Here is an 18,157-nt window from a genome sequence, read left to right on the forward strand (position 1 = left end):
GTCAGGCCCACAGGTCGTCCAATTCGGGCATCCGAACCCGGGCCGACCGGGGCGCCACGGCCGCCACCTCACGGACCGGTACCAGGTCGAGCACGTCCATCACCTTCATCGCGTCGTCGTCGATGAAGCGGCTGATCTGGGCGAAGCTGTGCTTGTCGTCGCGTCCGAACCGGTGGTGCGGCATCCGGAGCGGGGCGTAGAGGGCCAGCTCGTCGGCCGCCCTGGTCACCGCCACGTAGAACAGCCGCTGCTCCTCCAGCAACCCGTCATTGCTGGTCAGCGCCATGTCCGACGGGAAGGCGCCGTCCACCAGATGCATGACGTGCACGATCGGCCACTCCAGGCCCTTGGCCGAATGCACGGTGGAGAGCACCAGGTAGTCGTCGTCCAGGTGCGGCGGACCAGCCAGGTCGGACGTCGAGGCGGGTGGGTCGAGGGTCAGCTCGGCGACGAACGCGGCCAGATCGGGCGCCAGCGCGGCCGCCGCGACCAGGCGGTCGAGGTCGCCCAGCCGGGCCACCGAATCCGCGTACCGCGCGACGACCAGAGGGCGCAGCGCGGCCAGGCAGGTCGCGGCGCGGTCGGCCACCCGGCCGCGCCCCCGGGCCTGCCCGATCCCGTCCAGGGTCGATGCCAGGGAGACGCGGCTCATGGCCGGGGCGGCGGCGACCGCGTCCGCCACCCAGTCCCCCGACAGATCGGCGGCGGCCACGATCGGCAGCAGCTCGCGGGCCCGGGCCGGGCCGATTCCGTCGTGCAACCGCAGCAACCGGTACCAGGCGACCTCGTCGACCCGGTTGCTCGCCACCCGCAGCGTGGCCACCAGATCCTTGACGTGGGCCGCTTCGAGGAACTTCAGTCCGCCGAACTTCACGTACGGGATCTGCCGGGCGGTCAGCTCCACCTCCAGCAGGTCACTGTGGTGTCCGGTGCGCATCAGCACCGCCTGGTCACGGAGCCGCCGCCCGTCGGCCGCGTGCGCCAGGACGGCCTCGGCGATGGCCCTGGCCTCGGCCGGCGCGTCGTGGCAGCGCACCAGCCGGGCTCGGTGGCCACCGTCACGCCGGGAGTGCAGCTGCAGCCGATGCCCGGCGGCGACCGGGCGTACCGCGTTGGCCAGGTCCAGCAACCGCTGCCGGGACCGGAAGTTCCGTTCCAGGCTGATGATCGTCGGATCGTCGAAGGCGGCCCCGAGGTTGATCAGGTGGTTGCTGTCCGAACCGCGGAAGGCGTAGATGGCCTGGGCATCGTCGCCGACCACGGTGAGTCCACGACCGGTCGGACGCAGGCCGAGCACGATGTCGACCTGCGTCTGGTTGACATCCTGGTACTCGTCGACCAGCACGTGGTCGTACCGCCCGGCCAGTTCCGGACCGAGCACCGGATCGTCCAGCAGGCTCCGCCAGGCCAGCAGCAGGTCGTCGAAATCGAGCAGTCCACGCTCCCGCTTGCGCGTCGTGTAGGCGCGGAACAGCCCGACGATGGCGTCGGTGTGCGTCTCCAACCAGGGGAAGTCGGTGGCGATCAGCTTGCGGGCCGGCGTTCCGGTGCTGACCGCGCGGGAGTAGAGGTCGATCAGCGCCGAGGGGTTCGGCATCCGCGAGTCCTGGCCGGCCAGCCCGTGGTCGTGCCGGAGCAGGTCCATCGCGTCGACCGAGTCGGCCCGGTCGAGCACCGACATCTCGGCCGGTAGTCCCAGCGATTCGGTGTGGCGGGACACCAGCTGGTGGGCGACGGCGTGGAATGTCCCGCCCTGCAACCGCCGGGCGGCCTCGGGCTGGGTGCACATCGCCGCGGCCCGGCTCAGCATGTCGTCGGCGGCGCGCCGGGTGAACGTGAGCAGCAGGATGCGTTCCGGCGGGACGCCCCGGTCGATCAGGCTGGCCACGCGCGCCGTGAGGGTCCGGGTCTTCCCGGTTCCCGCGCCGGCCAGGATGATCAACGGTGCGTCGCCGTGGGTGGCTGCGGCCAGCTGCGGGTCGTCGAGCCCGGCGTCCCAACCGTTGTCGAACATACGTGCGATGGTAGCCGGTTCGGAGCAGTTCGGACCGCCGACCGGCCGATCCGTGCCGCCGTTCCGGTGAATCAGCCGTGGTCGATGCGCCGGATCGGTATGGATCGGGCGGGCCCGGGCATTGAACACAGCATGAAGAAGTGGGTGCCGATATCGGCCTCCTTCGCCCCCGTGGTGCCGGTGGGTGCCTGGTTGCTGGCCCAGCACAAGCAGGCACCTGGCTACAGCGCGGTGAGTCAGACCATCAGCGTGCTGGCCCAACCCGGTGCCAACGATCGCTGGATCATGACCGCCGGCCTGTTCCTGCTGGGTTCCCTCCAGGTGCTCACCGCGGCCGGACTCACCGAAGCCCCAGTGCCCGCACGGGTGCTGTTGGGGACCGGCGGCACCGCCACCGCGCTGACGGCGGTGTTCCCCCAACCACAGCCCGGACATGTCATCGCGGCCGGCGCCGCGTTCGCCGCGTTCGCCCTGTGGCCCGCCCTGGCTCGGCTCCCCGACCACCGGATGGGAATCGTGGCCAGTGTGCTCACGGTGGCTGCGCTGGCCTGGTTCGTCTCACAGCTGGCCGGCGGCGGCTACCTGGGCCTGAGCGAGCGGGTGCTCGCCGCCGGCGAGGCCCTCTGGCCGTTGGTCGTCGTGCTCAGCCTCCGCGCCGCCGACCGGCCGGCCATCGCTCCGTCCCGGGCACCGAGCCGCTCACCCATCCGTCATTGACCCGTCGTCCGACATCCCGGGTTCCGCCACGATCCTGGTTGAGATCAGACGCACCGGTAACTTGAAGGAGCGAACCGAACAGCGGAGGGCACACCATGGGCGTGGCAGGATCGATCGGCGGCGAGGTCGCCAAACGAATGGCTCCGGCCATCACCGGCAGTGCCGTGCGGGACGTGCTCGAACGAGCCATCGACGGGGTCGGCCCCGTGCCGAGCGCGGCCCAGTCGGGCGACAACGCCCTGCGCCGGGCCGGCGGCAACGTCGACCAGGCCATCGACACCCTGATCGGTCAGCACGTCAAGATGGCCGGTGCGCAGGGCTTCCTGACCAACGTCGGCGGCCTGCTGACCATGGCCCTCACCGTCCCGGCCAACATCGCCGCCGTCTCGCTGCTGCAGTGCCACCTGTCGGCCACCATCCTCCACCTGCGTGGTTACGACCTGGCCAGCCCATCCGTGCGAGACGCGGTACTGGTCTGCCTGCTGGACGGCGACGCCCGGAAGGCGTTGAGCAAGTCCACGAAGCTGACCATGTCGGCGGCGGCCCTGGCCACCGCCGTCCCGGACCAGGCGGTCCAGGCCGAGCTGGCCAAGGCCGTCACCGGACAACTGCTCGCAATGTCCGGAGGCAAGCAGATGGCCAAGTTCGTCGCCCGACGCATCCCCGTCCTGGGCGGTGCGGTCGGCGGTATCGGCGATGCCTTCTCGACGCGCCGCATCGGTCGCGACGCGGCCCGCACCCCACTCGCCCCGACCGGCCCGCGGCGCGTCGTCGCCCGTTCGCGGTAGAGCAGTCGCTCTACCGCCGGATCGCGTTCACCGAGCAGTTTCCCGGTCGGCGTGGCCGTCGGAGACGGAGGTCCAGGTTCCCGGAGCGGAGCCGGAATTGAGCTCCGGCGCAGAGGAATCTCTGAGAAACGGCGTCGATGCTGGGCATCACTCGCCGATCGCTGGAGCTGCTCGTGAACATGCTGGACCCGAAGATGCTGGCCTGGATCGATACCCCGTCGACGGTGGACCGGGCGGAGGCCACCCCGGAAGGGCAGGTGTCCGGGGTCAACGGCAACACCCGTCTGACGGCCGCCACCGGCATGGTGCTGCTGGTGTTGCTGGCGGTCGAAGGCATCACCATCCTGAGCGTGCGGCAGATGATCACTCTGCACATCTACGTCGGCATCCTGCTGCTCGGCCCGGTGCTGCTGAAGACCGGAAGCACGCTGTACCGGTTCACCCGCTACTACACCGGTACCCCGGCCTACGTGCAGAAGGGGCCGCCCCATCCGTTGCTGCGCATCCTGGGCCCGTTCGTCATCCTGTCCACGCTGGCCCTGCTGGGCACCGGCATCGCGCTGATCTTTCTCGGCCCGCAGCGCTCCGACCTCATGCTCACCCTGCACCAGACGGCGTTCTGGATCTGGGTGGTGCTGATGACGGTGCACGTCCTTGGCCACCTGGTCGGGGCGGCGACCACCGCCTGGACCGAACTGCGGAACCGGTTGCGGGGGCCGGGCGCCGCCGGACGGCGCTGGCGGTTCGGTCTGCTCGTGCTGGCGCTGGTCCTCGGTGTCGGCGCCGCGACCATCCTCCTTCCGCACGCCACCACCTGGACGAACCGGACCTTCGAGCGACACGCACCGGAGCGAGTCGGCGGCTGAGGCGACCGCATCGCGCATCCAGGACGAGCGGCGGTCCCCGACGGCGGCACCGTCAGGGGCGAGGCCGCGGGCCAGGGCCGCAGATCAGGCCAGCGCCGCGAACGGGCGAACCGCCGGGCGAGGTAGGTCGTTGACCTGGTATTCGGCGAAGCCTTCGGTCGCGCAGATCCGGCCGTCCGCGGCGACGGCGAACACCTGGTAGCCGTCGGCCACGCAGTTCCGCACCAGGTGGTCATCGGCTGAGATCAGCGCCGCGCTACCGCGGGCCGCGATCGCGGTCGCCCAGACATCGGCGCGGGCCAGCGACGGCCCGATCACGGTGACCTGCCGGATGCCGCTCGCTGCGGTACCGGTCAGCGGGTCGATGATGTGGGCCCCACGATGGGCCGAGCCGGAGGTCGCGATCCCGCCGGTGCGCAACTGGACCACGGTGATCAGCCCCGACGGGTCGGCCGGATGTTCGATCCCGAGCCGCCAGGGCTCGGCCGTCCCGCCGACGGTGATGTCCCCACCGGCGTTGAGGTACCAATCCAGGTCCAAGGCGGCCAGATGCGCACCGGCCCGCTCCGCGGCCCACCCCTTCACCAGGCCGCTCGGCTCGAGTTCACCGGCGAAACGGACGTCGAAGGCTCCGTCGGTCAGCGTCTTGGCCTCGTCCGCCCGCTCCAGCATCTCGGTGAATTCGTCGCCGGCCTGCGCGACGTCGACCCGGCCGGAGCGCACCGCGGTCAACGTGCTGTCGTCGCGGTACGGGCTGAAGATCTGGTCGAAGTGCCGCATCTCGCCGAACGCAGCGTCCGTGGCCGCGAGCGCCCTGGCCTCGGACGACCGGCCGGGCGCCCCGTCCCGGAGATGGATGCTGACCGGGAGGCCCATGATCATCTCGGTTCGCGCGCTCACGGCCCCCGGGTTCCTCACTTGAACTTGGCGGCGTCGAGGGCCGACTGCAACGAGGTGACGTAACCCTGGGACGTGTAGGTGGCTCCACTGACTCCGGAGATGTTGGCACTCTGCGCGGCCAGCACCTGGGCCTGCAGCTGCGGCAGGGCATCGGCGTTGATCTGCTGGTCCCGCGGGTCCTGGTTCGGGTAGACCAGGGGCTGGACGTCGGTGATCTTGCCGCCGGTGATGGTCACCTCGACCTGGATGTCGCCGTACGGCGTGCTGGCGGCCGCGCCGTCCACCTTGGTCGTGGTCGGCGCGGCGGTGGTCGCCGCTGCGGTGGTCGACTTGGAGCCGCTGGACCGGGCGCTGCTGCGGGTCTTCGACGGCGCGGCGGTGGAGGTCGGGGTCGAGCCGGACGTCGACGGGACGGTCACGGACTTGCTGCTCGGGTCGGGGCCGGCGGCCGAGGAGACCACCGCGGCCGACCCGCCGGACACCACGTGGGCCGACGCGACCGAGACGGTCGCCGCCGTCACCGACTGGTTCCGGCTGGTGCGATAGCTGAACAGCAGGACCAGGATCGCCAACGTGGTGACGACGGTCAGGGTGATTCGACGCATTGTTCTTCTCCTAGAAGAGTCCGGCTCGGGAGGATGGACGGGAGCCGCTCAGCCGGCGAAGTCTTCCGTGTGGATCGCGGACGCGGGGACGTGCAGGTCGTGCAGGGTCCGCTTCACCTGGTGGGTCCAGGCCCGCGGGCCGCAGAGGTAGATCTCGCGGTCGGCGACGTCCGGCACCAGACGCCGCAGGGCATTGGTGGCCGACACGACTCCCGGTCCGGGGAACCATTCACTGGCCGGGCCGCGGCGCCCGATCAGCGGGATCACCCGCACCCCCTGCCTGGCCAGTGCGGTGAACTCCTGGACGAACAGGGTCTCCTCGATCGACCGGGTGCGCTGGATCACCACCACCGACGGAGCGGCCCGCCGGGACGAGATCCGTTCGCTGTTGATCATCTCGGCCAGGCCGCGCAGCGGCGTGATGCCGACCCCGGAGCCGATCAGCAACACGTCCCTGCGGGTTCGGCGGTCGGCCGTCATGGTGCCGTACGGACCCTCGAACAGCACGCGGGTGCCCGGTCGGGCATTGGCCAGCCGGTCCGAACCGTCCCCGACCTGCTGAACGGTGATCCGCAGGCTGTGGGCGGTCGGCACGTTCGACACCGAGAACGGCTGGGCCCTGGTCCAGCCCGCGCCGTGCAGGAACCGCCACTGGCAGAACTGGCCCGGCTGCAGGCCCATCCGGTCGAGCCGGTTCCCGCCCATCGTCACCGAGAACACGCCCGGCCCCTCACGTCGCACCGACGTGACGACCAGCCGGTGCCGCAGGCTGGAGAGCAGCGGATAGACGAGCCGGAAGACGATCACGGCCCCGATCGCCGCCGCCCACAGGGTCCACCAGTAGACGGTGGCCCAGGGCGAGGACCGGAAATCCGCGCCCGTCCAGAGCTGGTGCGGCAACGCCAGCCCGACCCCGAGGTAGGAGTAGAGGTGGATCAGGTGCCAGGACTCGTACCGCATCTTGCGGCGCGCCCGACGGATCGAGGTGACCACGACCATGATCAGCGCGAGGGTTCCAGCAGCGGCCAGCAGCATGCCGGCGTAGTGGATCGTCAGGTCCCACAGTTCGGCCACCAGATTCACGTGGCTGGCCTGGGCGTACCCGATGGTGATGAGGACGATGTGGACGATCATCATCCAGAACGACGTGAACCCCAGCCAGCGGTGCTTGCGGGCCAGCCCGCCGTGCCCCCAGACCTGCTCCACCCACGGGATCCGGGCCATCAAGAGCACCTGCAGCAGGAGGAAGTCCGATGCCACCAGGCCGGTCAGGCGACCGAGCGCCGTCATCGGGCCACCCACCTGACGGAACACGTTGACGTTGCCGCCGGCCAGCCACAACAGCACCACGATCACGACGCTGACGATGGCCAGGGTCCCGACCGCGTCCCCGATCCAGGCCAGTCGACGATGCCGGGCCGACGGTCGCCAGGGCCGGGGTCGGCCCGCCGAACGCGGCACCGGACCGGGCCGCGGTTTCACGGTTGCTGTCATGTTCTCGATGGTCTCTGCCGAACCTCAGAGAGCCGTCAGAATGTGGGTCCGGAGGGCAGATCCGACGCGACTCACATCGCACGCTCAGGTGCCGCTCAGTGATTCCCCGAGAACGATGCTCACCCGTGCGCCCACCCGCTCGTTGGTGATCCGCAGTTCGCCGCCGTGGGCGGCCACGATCCCGGCGACGATGGCGAGGCCGAGCCCGGTGCTTCCGGTGGCCCGCTCGCGACCACTGCCCCCGCGGACGAAACGTTCGGCGACCGACGGCAGCAGGGGGGCCGGGATGCCCGGTCCGTTGTCGGCCACGATGATCTCGACCCGACCGTCGTCGAGGGAGCGCAGCGAGACCGACACCGTCGATCCCGGCGGGGTGTGGCGACGCGAGTTGGCCAGCAGGTTGACCATCACCTGGTGCAGCCGCAGTTCGTCCCCGACCAGGGTGACCGGCTCCTCCGGCAGATCGAGCACCCAGCGGTGGTCCGGACCGGCGATCCGTGCGTCGCCGACGGTGTCCAGGATGAGCCGGGTCATGTCCACCTCGCGCCGCTCCAGCGGAACCCCGGAGTCGAGCCGGGCCAGCAACAGCAGGTCGTCGACCAGCCGGCCCATCCGCCCGGTGCCGGAGTCGATGCTGCGCAGGGACCGGCGCACCGATTCGGGGAAGTCGGCCGACTCGAGTTCGATCAGTTCGGCGTGACTGCGGACGATGGCCAGCGGCGTCCGCAGCTCGTGGCTGGCGTCGGCGACGAACTGCCGGAGCCGGTTCTCGCTCCGTTGCCGCTCCAGGAGCGAGTTCTCGATCTGTCCGAGCATGTGGTTGACCGCGGCGGCCACCTGCCCGGCCTCGGACGTCTCGTCGTCGACCCGGACCCGCTCGGTCAGCGTCACCTCCCCGCTGGACAACGGCAGCTCCGAGACCCGCAGCGCCGTGGCGGTGACCCGCTCCAGCGGCCGCAGCGACCGCCGGACGGCCAGTCCGCCGACCAGCCCGATGACGACGGCCACCACCGAGAACACGACGATCTCGGTGATGATCACGTCGTCCAGCGTGTCGTCCACGCTGCGCCGGGGCAGGCCGGTGACCAACACGTCGCCGTCCCGGCCGGTCGTGACCAGCACCTCGTACTCGCCCAGCCCGGGCAGGTCAACGCGTCGGTTGGTGGTTCCCGTGGTGAGCCCGGCGATCACCTCTCTGGCCTCGTGGGAGACGACGATCGGGGTGTCCGTCCCGCTCACCACGCCCACCGCGGTGACCTTGCCGTTCTCCACCCGGGCGCCGAGGGTGCCGACCGCCTGGCCGACGGTGGCCGTCTCCGGGTTGTTGTCGGCGTCGTTGTCGTTGTGCTCCAACGAGACGGCATAGCGCGATCCGGCCAGGGCCAGCTGCTCGTCCAACCGCTTCGTCAGGAACGTCGAGGTGGCGATGCCGGTGGCCACGGCCACCGCCGCGCAGGCCAGCATGATCAGCGCGGCCAGCAGGACGGTCAGCCGGACCCGCAGGGTCCGGCCGAACCAGCGCCGCCGCGGCTGGGTGCGGGCCACCGGGCCGCTCCGGGCGTCGTCGGTCGAGCCCCGACCGCTGTCCGTCGAGCCCGGGTCGCCCTCGGTGCGGGCCCGGTCGCCGTCGTCGGTCGGGTCGGAGGTCACTGCGCTGGTTTGAGGACGTAGCCGAACCCGCGGACGGTGTGGATCATCGGGGTGCGGCCGGCGTCCACCTTCTTCCGCAGGTAGCTGACGTACAACTCGACCACGTGGGCGTTGCCGCCGAAGTCGTACTGCCACACGTGGTCCAGGATCTGATCCTTGGACAGCACCCGGCGCGCGTTGCGCATCAGATAGCGCAGCAGTTCGTACTCGGTGCCGGTGAGCTCGATCAGCTGGCCGTCGCGGTGCACCTCGCGCGCGTCCTCGTCGATGGTGAGGTCCCCGACCCGGAGACGGTTGCCGGCGCGGCTGCCGGCCACGCCGACCCGCCGCACCAGGCCGCGGCACCGGGCCAGGACCTCCTCGATGCTGAACGGCTTGGTGACGTAGTCGTCGGCCCCGGCCGTGATGCCGGAGACCCGATCCTGCACGGCATCGCGAGCGGTCAGGAACAGCACGCACACATGTTCCGAGGCCGCGCGCAGGCGCCGCAGCACCTCGAATCCGTCGATGTCCGGGAGCATCATGTCCAGCACGACGAGGTCGGGCAGGAAGTCTCGAGCGGCCCGGATCGCGGTGTTGCCGTCGAGTACGCCTCTGGCCTGCCAGCCGTCGTAGGTGAAGGCGCTGACCAGCGCGCCGGTCAGATCTTCCTCGTCGTCGACGATCAGAACCCGGGGCGCGGAACCGTCGGCCCTGACGAACGCCGGGTTGCGTCGTCGGGGCGTCTCACGCTGTTCGTTGTCCACGGTCACGCTGTGAACTATCGCTGCTTTTGTTCAGAGTTTCATCTCAGCGCCGCCGACGTCGTCGGTGACCGCCAGCTGGGCCGACGAGCCGGGACGGGCCGCCCCGGGGTGAGCCCGAGCCCGTCCGGTCAGCGGCGGGCGGCCGATCGGCGACGACGTCCGATCATCAGCACGAGACCACCGGCGATCAGGACCACAGCGGCGGCGCCCGACATCGGTCCGATCCCGAAGATCCCGGTCGAGGCCAGCGCCGAGGTGCCGGATGAGGTCGTTGCGGAAGTGGCAGCCGCCGGACCGGAGGTCGTGGTGCCACTCGGGGTACTGGTCGAGTTCGACGACCGACTGGTCGACAGGACGCTGATGTCGGTCGACGAGCCGGTGCCACTCGACTTCGGCGCGGTGGGGGCAACCGGAACGGTGCCGTTGCCGTTACCGCCGGCATTGGCCGAGGTGACCGAGGTGCTCGAGTCGACCGTCCTGTGCTCCCCGTCGGTCCCGACCAGATCGAAGGCGGCCGTGTTGTCGTAGGTGATGTTGCCGGCCGGGTTCGCGGTCGCGGCCGTGGCCTTCACCGTGAACTGCAGCATCGCGTTGGTGTCGAAGGCGCCGTAGGTGATCTTGAGCGTGTCATCGGTGCAGGTGACCGTGGCGCCGCTGTAGGACACCCCCTGGCTGAAGGCATTGTTGCCGCCGGTCGCGTTGCCGATGGAGGCGGTGACGGTGGCGCAGTCGAAGGTCCAGGCGGCGCCGGTGGCCGCCACCTGATCGGTGATGGTGCCGCCGTCGAGCGGGCCCACCGGAGTCTCGAACACCCACGTCACGCAGTCCTTGGCGGTGGCGCCGCACTGATCGTTGCCGTCGCTGAAGTGGCCCCATTTGTGCGGGACATCGCGGGCGATCCCGGTCGCCGCGGGCACGGTGACCGTCGGCCGGAACGTCTGCCCGGCGCTGGTGGTGTAGGTCAGGGTCTGCGTGGTGCCGGCGGTCTGATAGCCGATGTTGGCCGTGAAGAACGCGGTCCCGCAGATGCCCTCGTGCGTGGCCGCGTAGCGAGACATGGTGAACGTCGCCACCGCCGGATCACCGCTGATACGGGCAGCCGCGACAACCGAACCATCGGCCGCCTTGAGCGCGAACGATGTCGGGTAGTCGCTGAACTGACCGGGGATCGTCATCGAGAAGGTGTCGCCCGGCTTCGTGCCGTCGGGCACGCACCAGCTGACATTCGTGGTGATCCGGTCCGTGTAGGAGGTCACGCTCCGCGGCGTGACGGTGACGCTCTTGATGGCTCCGTCGATCACCGACGCCCGCGCACTGCCGGACAGGCTGACCAGCAGACCGGCCGCGAGTAGGACCGCCGCGACGATCGCCAGGACGAATCGCCGAGCGCCGGACGGCTGTCGGTAAGTGGACTGCTCCACGCGGTCTCCCCGAGTCGGTGTACGCCCCCCGCAACTCGACGGACGCGACCAGCGTCTCGGCCCTTCGTGCCCCGTGATCACGGTGCGTGGCAGGTATTTCGAGCGCTATGTCCATTCGAGTGTAGATATCCCGAATGCGTGCGTCAATTGGGATCCGTCACACACAGGGTGTCCTCAGTCCTGCCGCGCCGGACGCGCAGATCAACTGATCGGAGTACTACGTTGGCTCTCCGGCCTCCGAGGCGACATCACCGGCTCGAGCCATCCACGTCACGACCGGCGGGTGACGGCCGGGCCGCCACCGGACGCGGCCTCCGGGCACTGTGGCATCGCCGTCCAATCTCAACTTGCGACAAAGGTCGCTCCACCGGGTGATCCGCCCCACAATCTGGATTGCCGGAGACCATTCGGATAAGTTCGGTGCACCGAACTCTCGCGACTGGGTGCTCCATCCCGTGAGACAGCACAGGCCCCCGACGGTCTGGAGGAGTTCAAACGATGACGCAGGAAGCCGACGTGCACGACGAGGTCGCCGCGCATCCCGACGGCCTGACTGATGCCGGCCTGACCGATCGGTCCTGGCGCGCCCGGTTCGCCCGGCTCATCGGATGGGGCATGCTCGGGCCGGCCTTCGTCGCCGCCATCGCCTACGTCGATCCGGGCAACGTCGCGGCCAATCTCCAGGCCGGAGCCAAGTACGGGTACCTGCTGGTCTGGGTCCTGGTCCTGGCCACGGCCACGGCGGGACTGGTGCAGTACCTGTCGGCCAAACTCGGAGTGGTGACCGGGAAGTCCCTTCCGGAGCTGGTCGGTGAGCGGCTGCGCCCCGTCACCCGGATCGCCTTCTGGCTGCAGGCCGAAGCGGTGGCCGTGGCCACCGATCTGGCCGAGGTGGTCGGCGGCGCGATCGCCCTGCACCTGCTGTTCAACCTCCCGTTGCTGGTCGGCGGCCTCATCGCCGGTGTGGTGTCGATGGCCGTGCTGATGTTCCAGGACATCCGGGGCCAGCGGCCGTTCGAGCGGGTCATCACCGGGATGTTGCTGATCATCGCCGTCGGGTTCATCGCCGGACTGTTCGTCTCCCCACCGTCGCCCTCGGGCGTGGCCGCCGGGCTGCTACCCCAGTTCGACGGCACCGACTCGATGATGCTGGCCACGGCCATGTTCGGCGCCACCGTGATGCCGCACGTCGTCTACCTCCACTCGGCCCTGAGCCGCGACCGGTTCGGCCAGGCTCCGAACCGCTCCGTGCGCAGCCGTCTGCTCAAGGCGACCAGGGCCGACGTCACCTTCGCGATGATCCTGGCCGGAACGGTCAACATCGCCATGCTGCTGCTGGCCGCCTCCGCGCTGCAAGGGCAGTCCGGAGTCGACACAATCGAAGGGGCCCATGCCGCGGTGGAGGCCCACCTCGGCGCGGTCGTCGGTCTGATGTTCGCCATCGGCCTGCTGGTGTCCGGTCTGGCGTCGACCGCGGTGGGCTGTTACGCCGGCAGCGTGATCATGCAGGGGCTGATCAAACGGCGGATCAGCCTGCCGCTGCGCCGGATCATCACGCTGATCCCGGCGCTGGTGGTGTTGGCGGTCGGCGCCGAACCGACGGCCGCGCTGGTGCTGTCCCAGGTGGTGCTGTCATTCGGTCTGCCGTTCGCCCTGGTTCCGCTGCTCAAGCTGACGTCGAGCCGCACCCTGATGCACGAGCAGGCGAACGCTCTGGCCACCAAGATCATCGGCTGGGCGGCTGCCGTGGCCATCGCCGGACTGAACATCGTGCTGATCGTCGGCGTGATCAGCGGGGCATAGTGGCCGGATCGAAACGGGCCACCCAGATGGCCGTCGCCGCCCCCGCGGGAAGCTGCACCCGGGCCCCGGCGACGCTGACGATCAACGGCTCCAGCCGCACCACCGTCACCAGCGAGTCCAGCCCGAGCCCGGCCTGGGCCGCGAGGTTCAGCACCGCCGGGTCGGCGTCACTGATCCGCACCACCGAACCGGTGGTTCCGGCCGCCAGGTCGGCCAGCACAGTGGCCACCGGCCGGTCCACTGTCCCGTCGGACCGGGGAATCGGATCCCCGTGCGGATCGCGCGTCGGTCGGCCGAGGCGCGCATCGATCCGGTCGAGCAGCAACGGCGAGATCACGTGCTCGAGCACTTCGGCCTCGTCGTGCACCTCGTCCCAGGAGTACCCGAGCTCGGCGACCAGATAGCTCTCCAGCAGCCGATGTTTGCGGACCATGTCCAGCGCGGCCAGCCGACCTCGTCCGGTGAGGGTGACGGCTCCGTAGCGGACGTGCTCGACCAGGCCCATCCGGTCCAGCTTCTTGATCATCTCGGCCACCGAGGACGGCGCGAGCTGCAGTTTCGCCGCCAACGCCGACACCGTGGCCGGAGCCGGCTGCCACTCCGTGTGCGTGTAGATGACCTTGAGGTAGTTCTCCACGCTGTCCGACCATCGCGAGGCTGCGACGGGTGGATCGGGCATCCGGGCCTGCTCCTCGGTTCGTGACGGTCGGAGATGACGGTAGCCCTGGTCACCGGTCGGGACTCGCACCGGCGGCTCGCCGCTCAGCGCACCAGCCCGTCCCAGGACCAGCGCGGGATCGACTTCCCACCCGGGACGTCCCCGGGTTCCGGGTAGGACAGGAACTCGTCGACCGCCCACACCATGTAGTCCCTCAGGGCTCGCCGGAATTCGAGGTCGCCGGGAAGGCCGGCGTCATCCGCCGCGGCGACGAAACAGTCGACGAACCGCCGACCGAGATCGGTCAGGTCGCCGTTTCCGGAGTGCATGACCAGCAAGGCCGACTCGGTGCCGTAGCGCTGGGAGTACACGGGCGGACCCCCGAGTACCTCGGCCCAGTAGGCGGCGAGATGTTCGAGGTGCTCCGGGTTCGCGTCGGCGTGGGAGAACGGGTGGTTCAGTTCCGGGTCGGCCAGGCAGCGGGCGTGGTGCGCGACGGCCAACCTGCGGAACGCCGGCTCTCCACCGGCGAATTCGTACAAGTTCGGACGCATGGGCCAAGCCTGGCACGTCCGGGACCGGCTCGTCGAGGTCGGCCGATGGGCCGATCGGCGGACCACATACGGTGACCGGCATGACTGTCGTGTGCGTTCCTGACCCCGGGGCCGTCGGGCTCCTCGGCGCGGTTCCGGACGGGGTGGAAGTCATCGTCTGGGACGGTCGTGGCACCCCGCCGGCGGGGGTCGAGCGGACCGAGTTCTGGGTGCCCAAGGTCGAGGACGAGGGCGACCTGCCGGCCGTGTTCGCAGCGATGCCCGAGCTCAAGGTCATGCAGCTGACCAGTGCCGGTGTGGAGAACCTGGTCGGCCAGATCCCGGTCCGGGTGACGCTGTGCACCGCGCGCGGCGTGCACGGACCGTCGGTGGCGGAACTGGTGCTGCTGTTCATCCTCGCCTCGCAGCGGCGGCTGCCGCACTTCCAGGATGCCCAGCGCGCCGGTCAGTGGGACCTGGTCGAGGGGGACGACCTGGGCGGCAAGCGCGTGTTGATCATCGGCGCCGGCAACCTGGGCGACGAGACGGCACGGCGCCTGCGCAGCTTCGACGCCGTCCCGATCCTGGTCGGGCGGGGCGCCCGGGACGGTGTCCGGGCCCGGTCCGAGTTGTCCGATCTGCTGCCGACGGCCGACATCGTGGTCCTGACCCTGCCGCTCACCACCGAGAGCAAGGGCATGGTCGACGCCGCTTTCCTGGCCCGGATGCCCGACCATGCGCTGTTGATCAACGTGGCCCGTGGCCCGATCGTCGACACCGCCGCGCTGCTGACCGAGCTGACGTCCGGACGCCTCCGGGCGGCCCTGGACGTGTTCGACCCGGAACCACTGCCGGAGGGCCACCCGTTGTGGAGCGCACCGAACGTGATCATCACCCCCCACACTGCCGGGCACGTCAGGCAAGCCGGTCCGCGCGCGTTCGCCCTGGTCAACGCGCAACTCCGACGCTTCATGACGGGCGAGAATCTGCTCAACGTCATCGCCGGCGACTACTGATCGATCGAGGAGGGCCTGGGTCGCTCTCACCCGGCCGGTCAGCGTTTCCGAGCCGATGAGCGATCCCCGCCGCGTTGCGGATTCGGCAACGACGCTGGCCGCGCCGCGTCCGGTGGGCGAGAGTGGGGGGGTGACCAACGACATCGCCGCATCCTCCGCCCAGACCTTCCCGCCCTCCGGCTACGTGGGAGACGCCGCCGCCCAAGAGGAATGGGACCGGCGGTACACGGACCGGGAACAGCTCTGGAGCGGTCAGCCCAACGGCACGCTGGTCGCCGAGGTCGCGGACCTCGCCCCGGGCCGGGCACTGGACGTCGGCTGCGGCGAGGGCGCCGACGCGGTCTGGCTGGCCCGGGCGGGCTGGGACGTCACCGCCCTCGAGGTGTCGGGTGTGGCGTTGAGCCGAGCGGCCAGACACGCCCAGGACGCCGGGGTGAACATTCACTGGGTGCATGCCGGCCTGGCCGAGGCGGCCCTGCCGCCGGCGTCGTTCGATCTCGTCTCGGCTCAGTACCCGGCTCTGCCCCGCACCCCTGACGGCGCCGCCGAGAAGGCACTGGTGGCCGCGGTGGCACCGGGCGGCGTACTGCTCTTCGTGCACCACGCCGGGATGGAGAGCCAGCCGGTGAATGACAGCGGCTTCGACCCGGCCGCCTACGTCTGGCCCTCCATGGTGATCGCCCTGCTCGACGAGGACTGGGCGATCGAGGTCAACGAACAGCGCCCACGCGTCATCCCCGAGGGTGGGGCCGGGGCCCATCACGCCGAGGATGTGGTGATCCGGGCGCGTCGTCTGCGGTGAACCGGCCGCGTGGTCCGGGTCCACGGTCAACCACGGTCAACCGACCGCCGCCGGCCGGGCACGGCTGGCTCGTCGCGGTGAGGCGGGATGACTCACTTGTTCGCGCCGGGGCGCCTTTGGGCGCTTCGGTTCCTCGGTGGGACCGCTCCGTGACCGACGCGATCTGGGGGCTGTCGGTGGTCCTTCGTACACTTGTTCCATGACGATCACCTCGGCCAGCGACACGGGAGTCGCAGGTCAGGGACATGACGAGCGGTGTCTCCCTCCCGGTGGCACCCCCGACGACAGGTATTTCGACGGCGGTCCGGCCGCCGCAGCAATCGCCTCCGTCGCGGCCGCGGTCTCTGGTCTGCCTCATCTCGACCTCAGTGCTCCCGGCACCGGCGGCCTGCTCGATCTGCTCCGGGCCACCGAGCGACAGGCACGCGCTCTGTATGCCTTCACCCTCGCGCTGATCGGCCAGATCGACCAGCGCGGTCTGGCCGCTCCAGCCGGTCACGCCTCCACCGCGGGTCTCATCCGGAACGTCATCACCATTGCCCACAGCGACGCGGCCGCTCGCGTCGCCCTCGCCGCGCGCATTTGTCCCGCCACCGGGATCACCGGCACCACTGCCGACCCGGAACTGCCCCATGTGGCCGCGGCTCTCGCCACCGGCACCGTGAGCGCCCGCCACGCCAACGCCATCGTGACCACGTTCAAGAAGATGCCGCCCCGAGTCGGCGCGGACATTCGCGAGTCGGTGGAGAGGTTCTTGGTCGAGCAGGCGGCGCACATGGACCCGATCACCTTCGAACACACGGCCCGGCACACTGAGCTCATGGCCGATCCTGACGGCACGGACGAGAAGCACGCGCACGAGCACCAAGAACTGCACATAGGCAACCGCCGACCGAACGGCCTCACCAAGATCTGGGGGCTGCTCGACGACATCGCGACCGAACAACTTCGCGTCGCCTTCGGCGCTCTGTGCTCACCTTCCGCCGAACGCAAGCGCACTGAGCACCATGGTGAGGAATGCCGCGACCGCGCCACGACGGAATCCGACAATGGTCGGGCCGACCGCAGTGCCGGGGACGCGGAGGTCCCCGACGACGATCCGACGGGACGGCCGAACGAATTCGACCACAACGCGTCTGATCGCCCAAATTCGGAAGCAGGGGGGACACCAGCGGTAGGGCCGTCCGCGGCGTCGCCAGTCTCCTCGGATCTGAGTCAACCGCATCATTCGGACGATCTCCCGATCTGGCGTTCATCGCGACCACCGTTGGACTGGGCACCACTGGGCACGTGCCCCGGTGACTATGCACCCATCGGCAGGGCCCTTGTCCCCCGCCTGTTTCCTGACGACCACCGACCACCCGACACCGGGAGCTTTCCCGGCGGAGCACCGCCCGATCAGCGCACCGCGGCCACCAAGCGTGCCCAGGCGTTGGGGCTGATCCTGACGAGATTTCTCGAATCCGGGGGCGCACCCACCCAAGCCGGCGAGCCCGCGCAACTGCTGGTCACCATCGACGAGCACTCTCTGCGCCACCGCGTCGGATCCGGCACTCTGCACTCCGGCACTCCCCTGCCCGTCAATCAAGTGCGCATGCTGGCCTGCCAGGCCGGAGTCATCCCGGCCGTCCTGAGCGGCACGAGGGAAACGCTCGACATCGGCCGCAGTAGCCGCACCTTCAACACGGCCATCCAACGGGCCGTCGCGCTGCGCGACCAAGGCTGCGTCTTCCCGGGCTGCGCCATGCCCGCGAAATGGTCGGAGTTTCACCACATCATTTTCTGGAAGGACGGCGGTCCCTCCACCTACGAAAACTGCTGTCAGCTCTGCCGCCGACACCACCACCTCATCCACAAGGAGCAATGGACGATTCGCATGGCATCGGACGGTCATCCCGACCTCATTCCGCCGGCGACCGTAGACCTCAACCGCAAGGCGCTCCGGAACAGCTCACACCGGCCCGCGAAGTTCGATTGGGCCGGCCCGGATTCCCACCCGGCAGGCACCTCGTGATCACCCGCGAGCCTGGCCTCGACCCAACCCGAGTCGTAGGGTTGAGGCTCTTACAGCGGGTCGGTCGCTGTGCCGTCCGCCAGTGCGGTGACCCCCGCGGAAAGTCACGCTCCGAGGAGATCAAGGCATG

Annotated in this window: 16 protein-coding genes; 7 read left to right on the plus strand and 9 right to left on the minus strand. The window is 69.9% G+C overall.

The genetic code is table 11. From position 1 onward, the window contains the following. Position 1 precedes the first annotated feature (1 nt). On the minus strand, positions 2 to 2,014 hold the full coding sequence (locus tag BLS97_RS07310) for an ATP-dependent helicase (protein ID WP_157695263.1): 2,013 nt from the start codon (positions 2,012 to 2,014) through the stop codon (positions 2 to 4). Positions 2,015 to 2,146: 132 nt separating this feature from the next. On the opposite strand from BLS97_RS07310, the gene BLS97_RS07315 reads away from it, so the two are divergent. The 3 genes from BLS97_RS07315 (at position 2,147) to BLS97_RS07325 (ending at position 4,385) form a co-directional block, all read left to right on the plus strand. Continuing rightward, positions 2,147 to 2,731, plus strand: coding sequence for a DUF998 domain-containing protein (locus BLS97_RS07315; protein ID WP_157695264.1), 585 nt, complete (start codon positions 2,147 to 2,149; stop codon positions 2,729 to 2,731). 101 nt (positions 2,732 to 2,832) lie between these two features. Continuing rightward, positions 2,833 to 3,519 (plus strand): EcsC family protein, encoded by a 687-nt coding sequence (locus BLS97_RS07320; RefSeq protein ID WP_231988402.1) that lies wholly within the window; start codon positions 2,833 to 2,835, stop codon positions 3,517 to 3,519. 137 nt (positions 3,520 to 3,656) lie between these two features. Further along, the gene (locus tag BLS97_RS07325) at positions 3,657 to 4,385 is read left to right on the plus strand and encodes a hypothetical protein (RefSeq protein ID WP_090475409.1); all 729 of its coding nucleotides are present in this window, start codon (positions 3,657 to 3,659) and stop codon (positions 4,383 to 4,385) included. A gap of 84 nt (positions 4,386 to 4,469) precedes the next feature. Here BLS97_RS07325 and BLS97_RS07330 read toward each other — a convergent pair whose 3' ends face one another. The 6 genes from BLS97_RS07330 to BLS97_RS24170 all read right to left on the minus strand — a co-directional run bounded on the left by BLS97_RS07330 (position 4,470) and on the right by BLS97_RS24170 (position 11,201). Beyond that, the gene (locus BLS97_RS07330; protein WP_090475410.1) at positions 4,470 to 5,285 is read right to left on the minus strand and encodes an FAD:protein FMN transferase; all 816 of its coding nucleotides are present in this window, start codon (positions 5,283 to 5,285) and stop codon (positions 4,470 to 4,472) included. Positions 5,286 to 5,299: 14 nt separating this feature from the next. Then, positions 5,300 to 5,890 (minus strand): FMN-binding protein, encoded by a 591-nt coding sequence (locus BLS97_RS07335; protein WP_090475411.1) that lies wholly within the window; start codon positions 5,888 to 5,890, stop codon positions 5,300 to 5,302. Between the two features lie 48 nt (positions 5,891 to 5,938). Further along, positions 5,939 to 7,384: a ferredoxin reductase family protein gene (locus tag BLS97_RS07340; protein WP_090475412.1), complete on the minus strand. Its 1,446-nt coding sequence runs from the start codon at positions 7,382 to 7,384 to the stop codon at positions 5,939 to 5,941. An 84-nt stretch (positions 7,385 to 7,468) separates the two neighbouring features. Continuing rightward, positions 7,469 to 9,034 carry a sensor histidine kinase gene (locus BLS97_RS07345; protein ID WP_197676454.1) on the minus strand — a complete coding sequence of 522 codons (1,566 nt, stop codon included), beginning with the start codon at positions 9,032 to 9,034 and terminating at the stop codon, positions 7,469 to 7,471. Further along, positions 9,031 to 9,786, minus strand: coding sequence for a response regulator transcription factor (locus BLS97_RS07350; protein WP_331710763.1), 756 nt, complete (start codon positions 9,784 to 9,786; stop codon positions 9,031 to 9,033). The genes BLS97_RS07345 and BLS97_RS07350 overlap by 4 nt, the downstream gene beginning before the upstream one ends. Positions 9,787 to 9,908: 122 nt before the next feature. Continuing rightward, positions 9,909 to 11,201, minus strand: a complete 1,293-nt coding sequence (locus BLS97_RS24170) for an Ig-like domain-containing protein (RefSeq protein WP_090475413.1) — start codon at positions 11,199 to 11,201, stop codon at positions 9,909 to 9,911. A gap of 615 nt (positions 11,202 to 11,816) precedes the next feature. Between BLS97_RS24170 and BLS97_RS07360 the strand changes: the two genes are divergently transcribed. Next, a complete protein-coding gene (locus BLS97_RS07360; RefSeq protein WP_090481602.1) occupies positions 11,817 to 13,004 on the plus strand; it encodes an Nramp family divalent metal transporter in 1,188 nt (395 codons plus the stop codon). Here BLS97_RS07360 and BLS97_RS07365 read toward each other — a convergent pair. Further along, complete coding sequence (locus BLS97_RS07365) at positions 12,991 to 13,683, minus strand: metal-dependent transcriptional regulator (RefSeq protein WP_090475414.1); 693 nt, start codon at positions 13,681 to 13,683, stop codon at positions 12,991 to 12,993. The genes BLS97_RS07360 and BLS97_RS07365 overlap by 14 nt on opposite strands. Positions 13,684 to 13,766: 83 nt before the next feature. Continuing rightward, positions 13,767 to 14,216, minus strand: coding sequence for a group II truncated hemoglobin (locus BLS97_RS07370; protein ID WP_090475415.1), 450 nt, complete (start codon positions 14,214 to 14,216; stop codon positions 13,767 to 13,769). Positions 14,217 to 14,296: 80 nt separating this feature from the next. On the opposite strand from BLS97_RS07370, the gene BLS97_RS07375 reads away from it, so the two are divergent. The 3 genes from BLS97_RS07375 to BLS97_RS07385 all read left to right on the plus strand — a co-directional run bounded on the left by BLS97_RS07375 (position 14,297) and on the right by BLS97_RS07385 (position 18,027). Next, complete coding sequence (locus tag BLS97_RS07375) at positions 14,297 to 15,211, plus strand: 2-hydroxyacid dehydrogenase (RefSeq protein WP_090481604.1); 915 nt, start codon at positions 14,297 to 14,299, stop codon at positions 15,209 to 15,211. Between the two features lie 130 nt (positions 15,212 to 15,341). After that, on the plus strand, positions 15,342 to 16,013 hold the full coding sequence (locus BLS97_RS07380) for a class I SAM-dependent methyltransferase (protein ID WP_407938046.1): 672 nt from the start codon (positions 15,342 to 15,344) through the stop codon (positions 16,011 to 16,013). A 199-nt stretch (positions 16,014 to 16,212) separates the two neighbouring features. Next, positions 16,213 to 18,027: an HNH endonuclease signature motif containing protein gene (locus BLS97_RS07385; RefSeq protein ID WP_090475417.1), complete on the plus strand. Its 1,815-nt coding sequence runs from the start codon at positions 16,213 to 16,215 to the stop codon at positions 18,025 to 18,027. Positions 18,028 to 18,157: the final 130 nt, after the last annotated feature.

This window comes from Nakamurella panacisegetis (genome assembly GCF_900104535.1).
Lineage (GTDB): Bacteria > Actinomycetota > Actinomycetes > Mycobacteriales > Nakamurellaceae > Nakamurella > Nakamurella panacisegetis.

Bases quoted from the DNA above. Each gene is read 5' to 3' on its own strand.
- BLS97_RS07310 (WP_157695263.1), bottom strand. From the start codon at position 2,014: ATGTTCGACAACGGTTGGGACGCCGGGCTCGACGACCCGCAGCTGGCC.
- BLS97_RS07315 (WP_157695264.1), top strand. From the start codon at position 2,147: ATGAAGAAGTGGGTGCCGATATCGGCCTCCTTCGCCCCCGTGGTGCCG.
- BLS97_RS07325 (WP_090475409.1), top strand. From the start codon at position 3,657: ATGCTGGGCATCACTCGCCGATCGCTGGAGCTGCTCGTGAACATGCTG.
- BLS97_RS07335 (WP_090475411.1), bottom strand. From the start codon at position 5,890: ATGCGTCGAATCACCCTGACCGTCGTCACCACGTTGGCGATCCTGGTC.
- BLS97_RS07340 (WP_090475412.1), bottom strand. From the start codon at position 7,384: ATGACAGCAACCGTGAAACCGCGGCCCGGTCCGGTGCCGCGTTCGGCG.
- BLS97_RS07360 (WP_090481602.1), top strand. From the start codon at position 11,817: ATGCTCGGGCCGGCCTTCGTCGCCGCCATCGCCTACGTCGATCCGGGC.
- BLS97_RS07365 (WP_090475414.1), bottom strand. From the start codon at position 13,683: ATGCCCGATCCACCCGTCGCAGCCTCGCGATGGTCGGACAGCGTGGAG.
- BLS97_RS07370 (WP_090475415.1), bottom strand. From the start codon at position 14,216: ATGCGTCCGAACTTGTACGAATTCGCCGGTGGAGAGCCGGCGTTCCGC.
- BLS97_RS07375 (WP_090481604.1), top strand. From the start codon at position 14,297: ATGACTGTCGTGTGCGTTCCTGACCCCGGGGCCGTCGGGCTCCTCGGC.
- BLS97_RS07385 (WP_090475417.1), top strand. From the start codon at position 16,213: ATGACGATCACCTCGGCCAGCGACACGGGAGTCGCAGGTCAGGGACAT.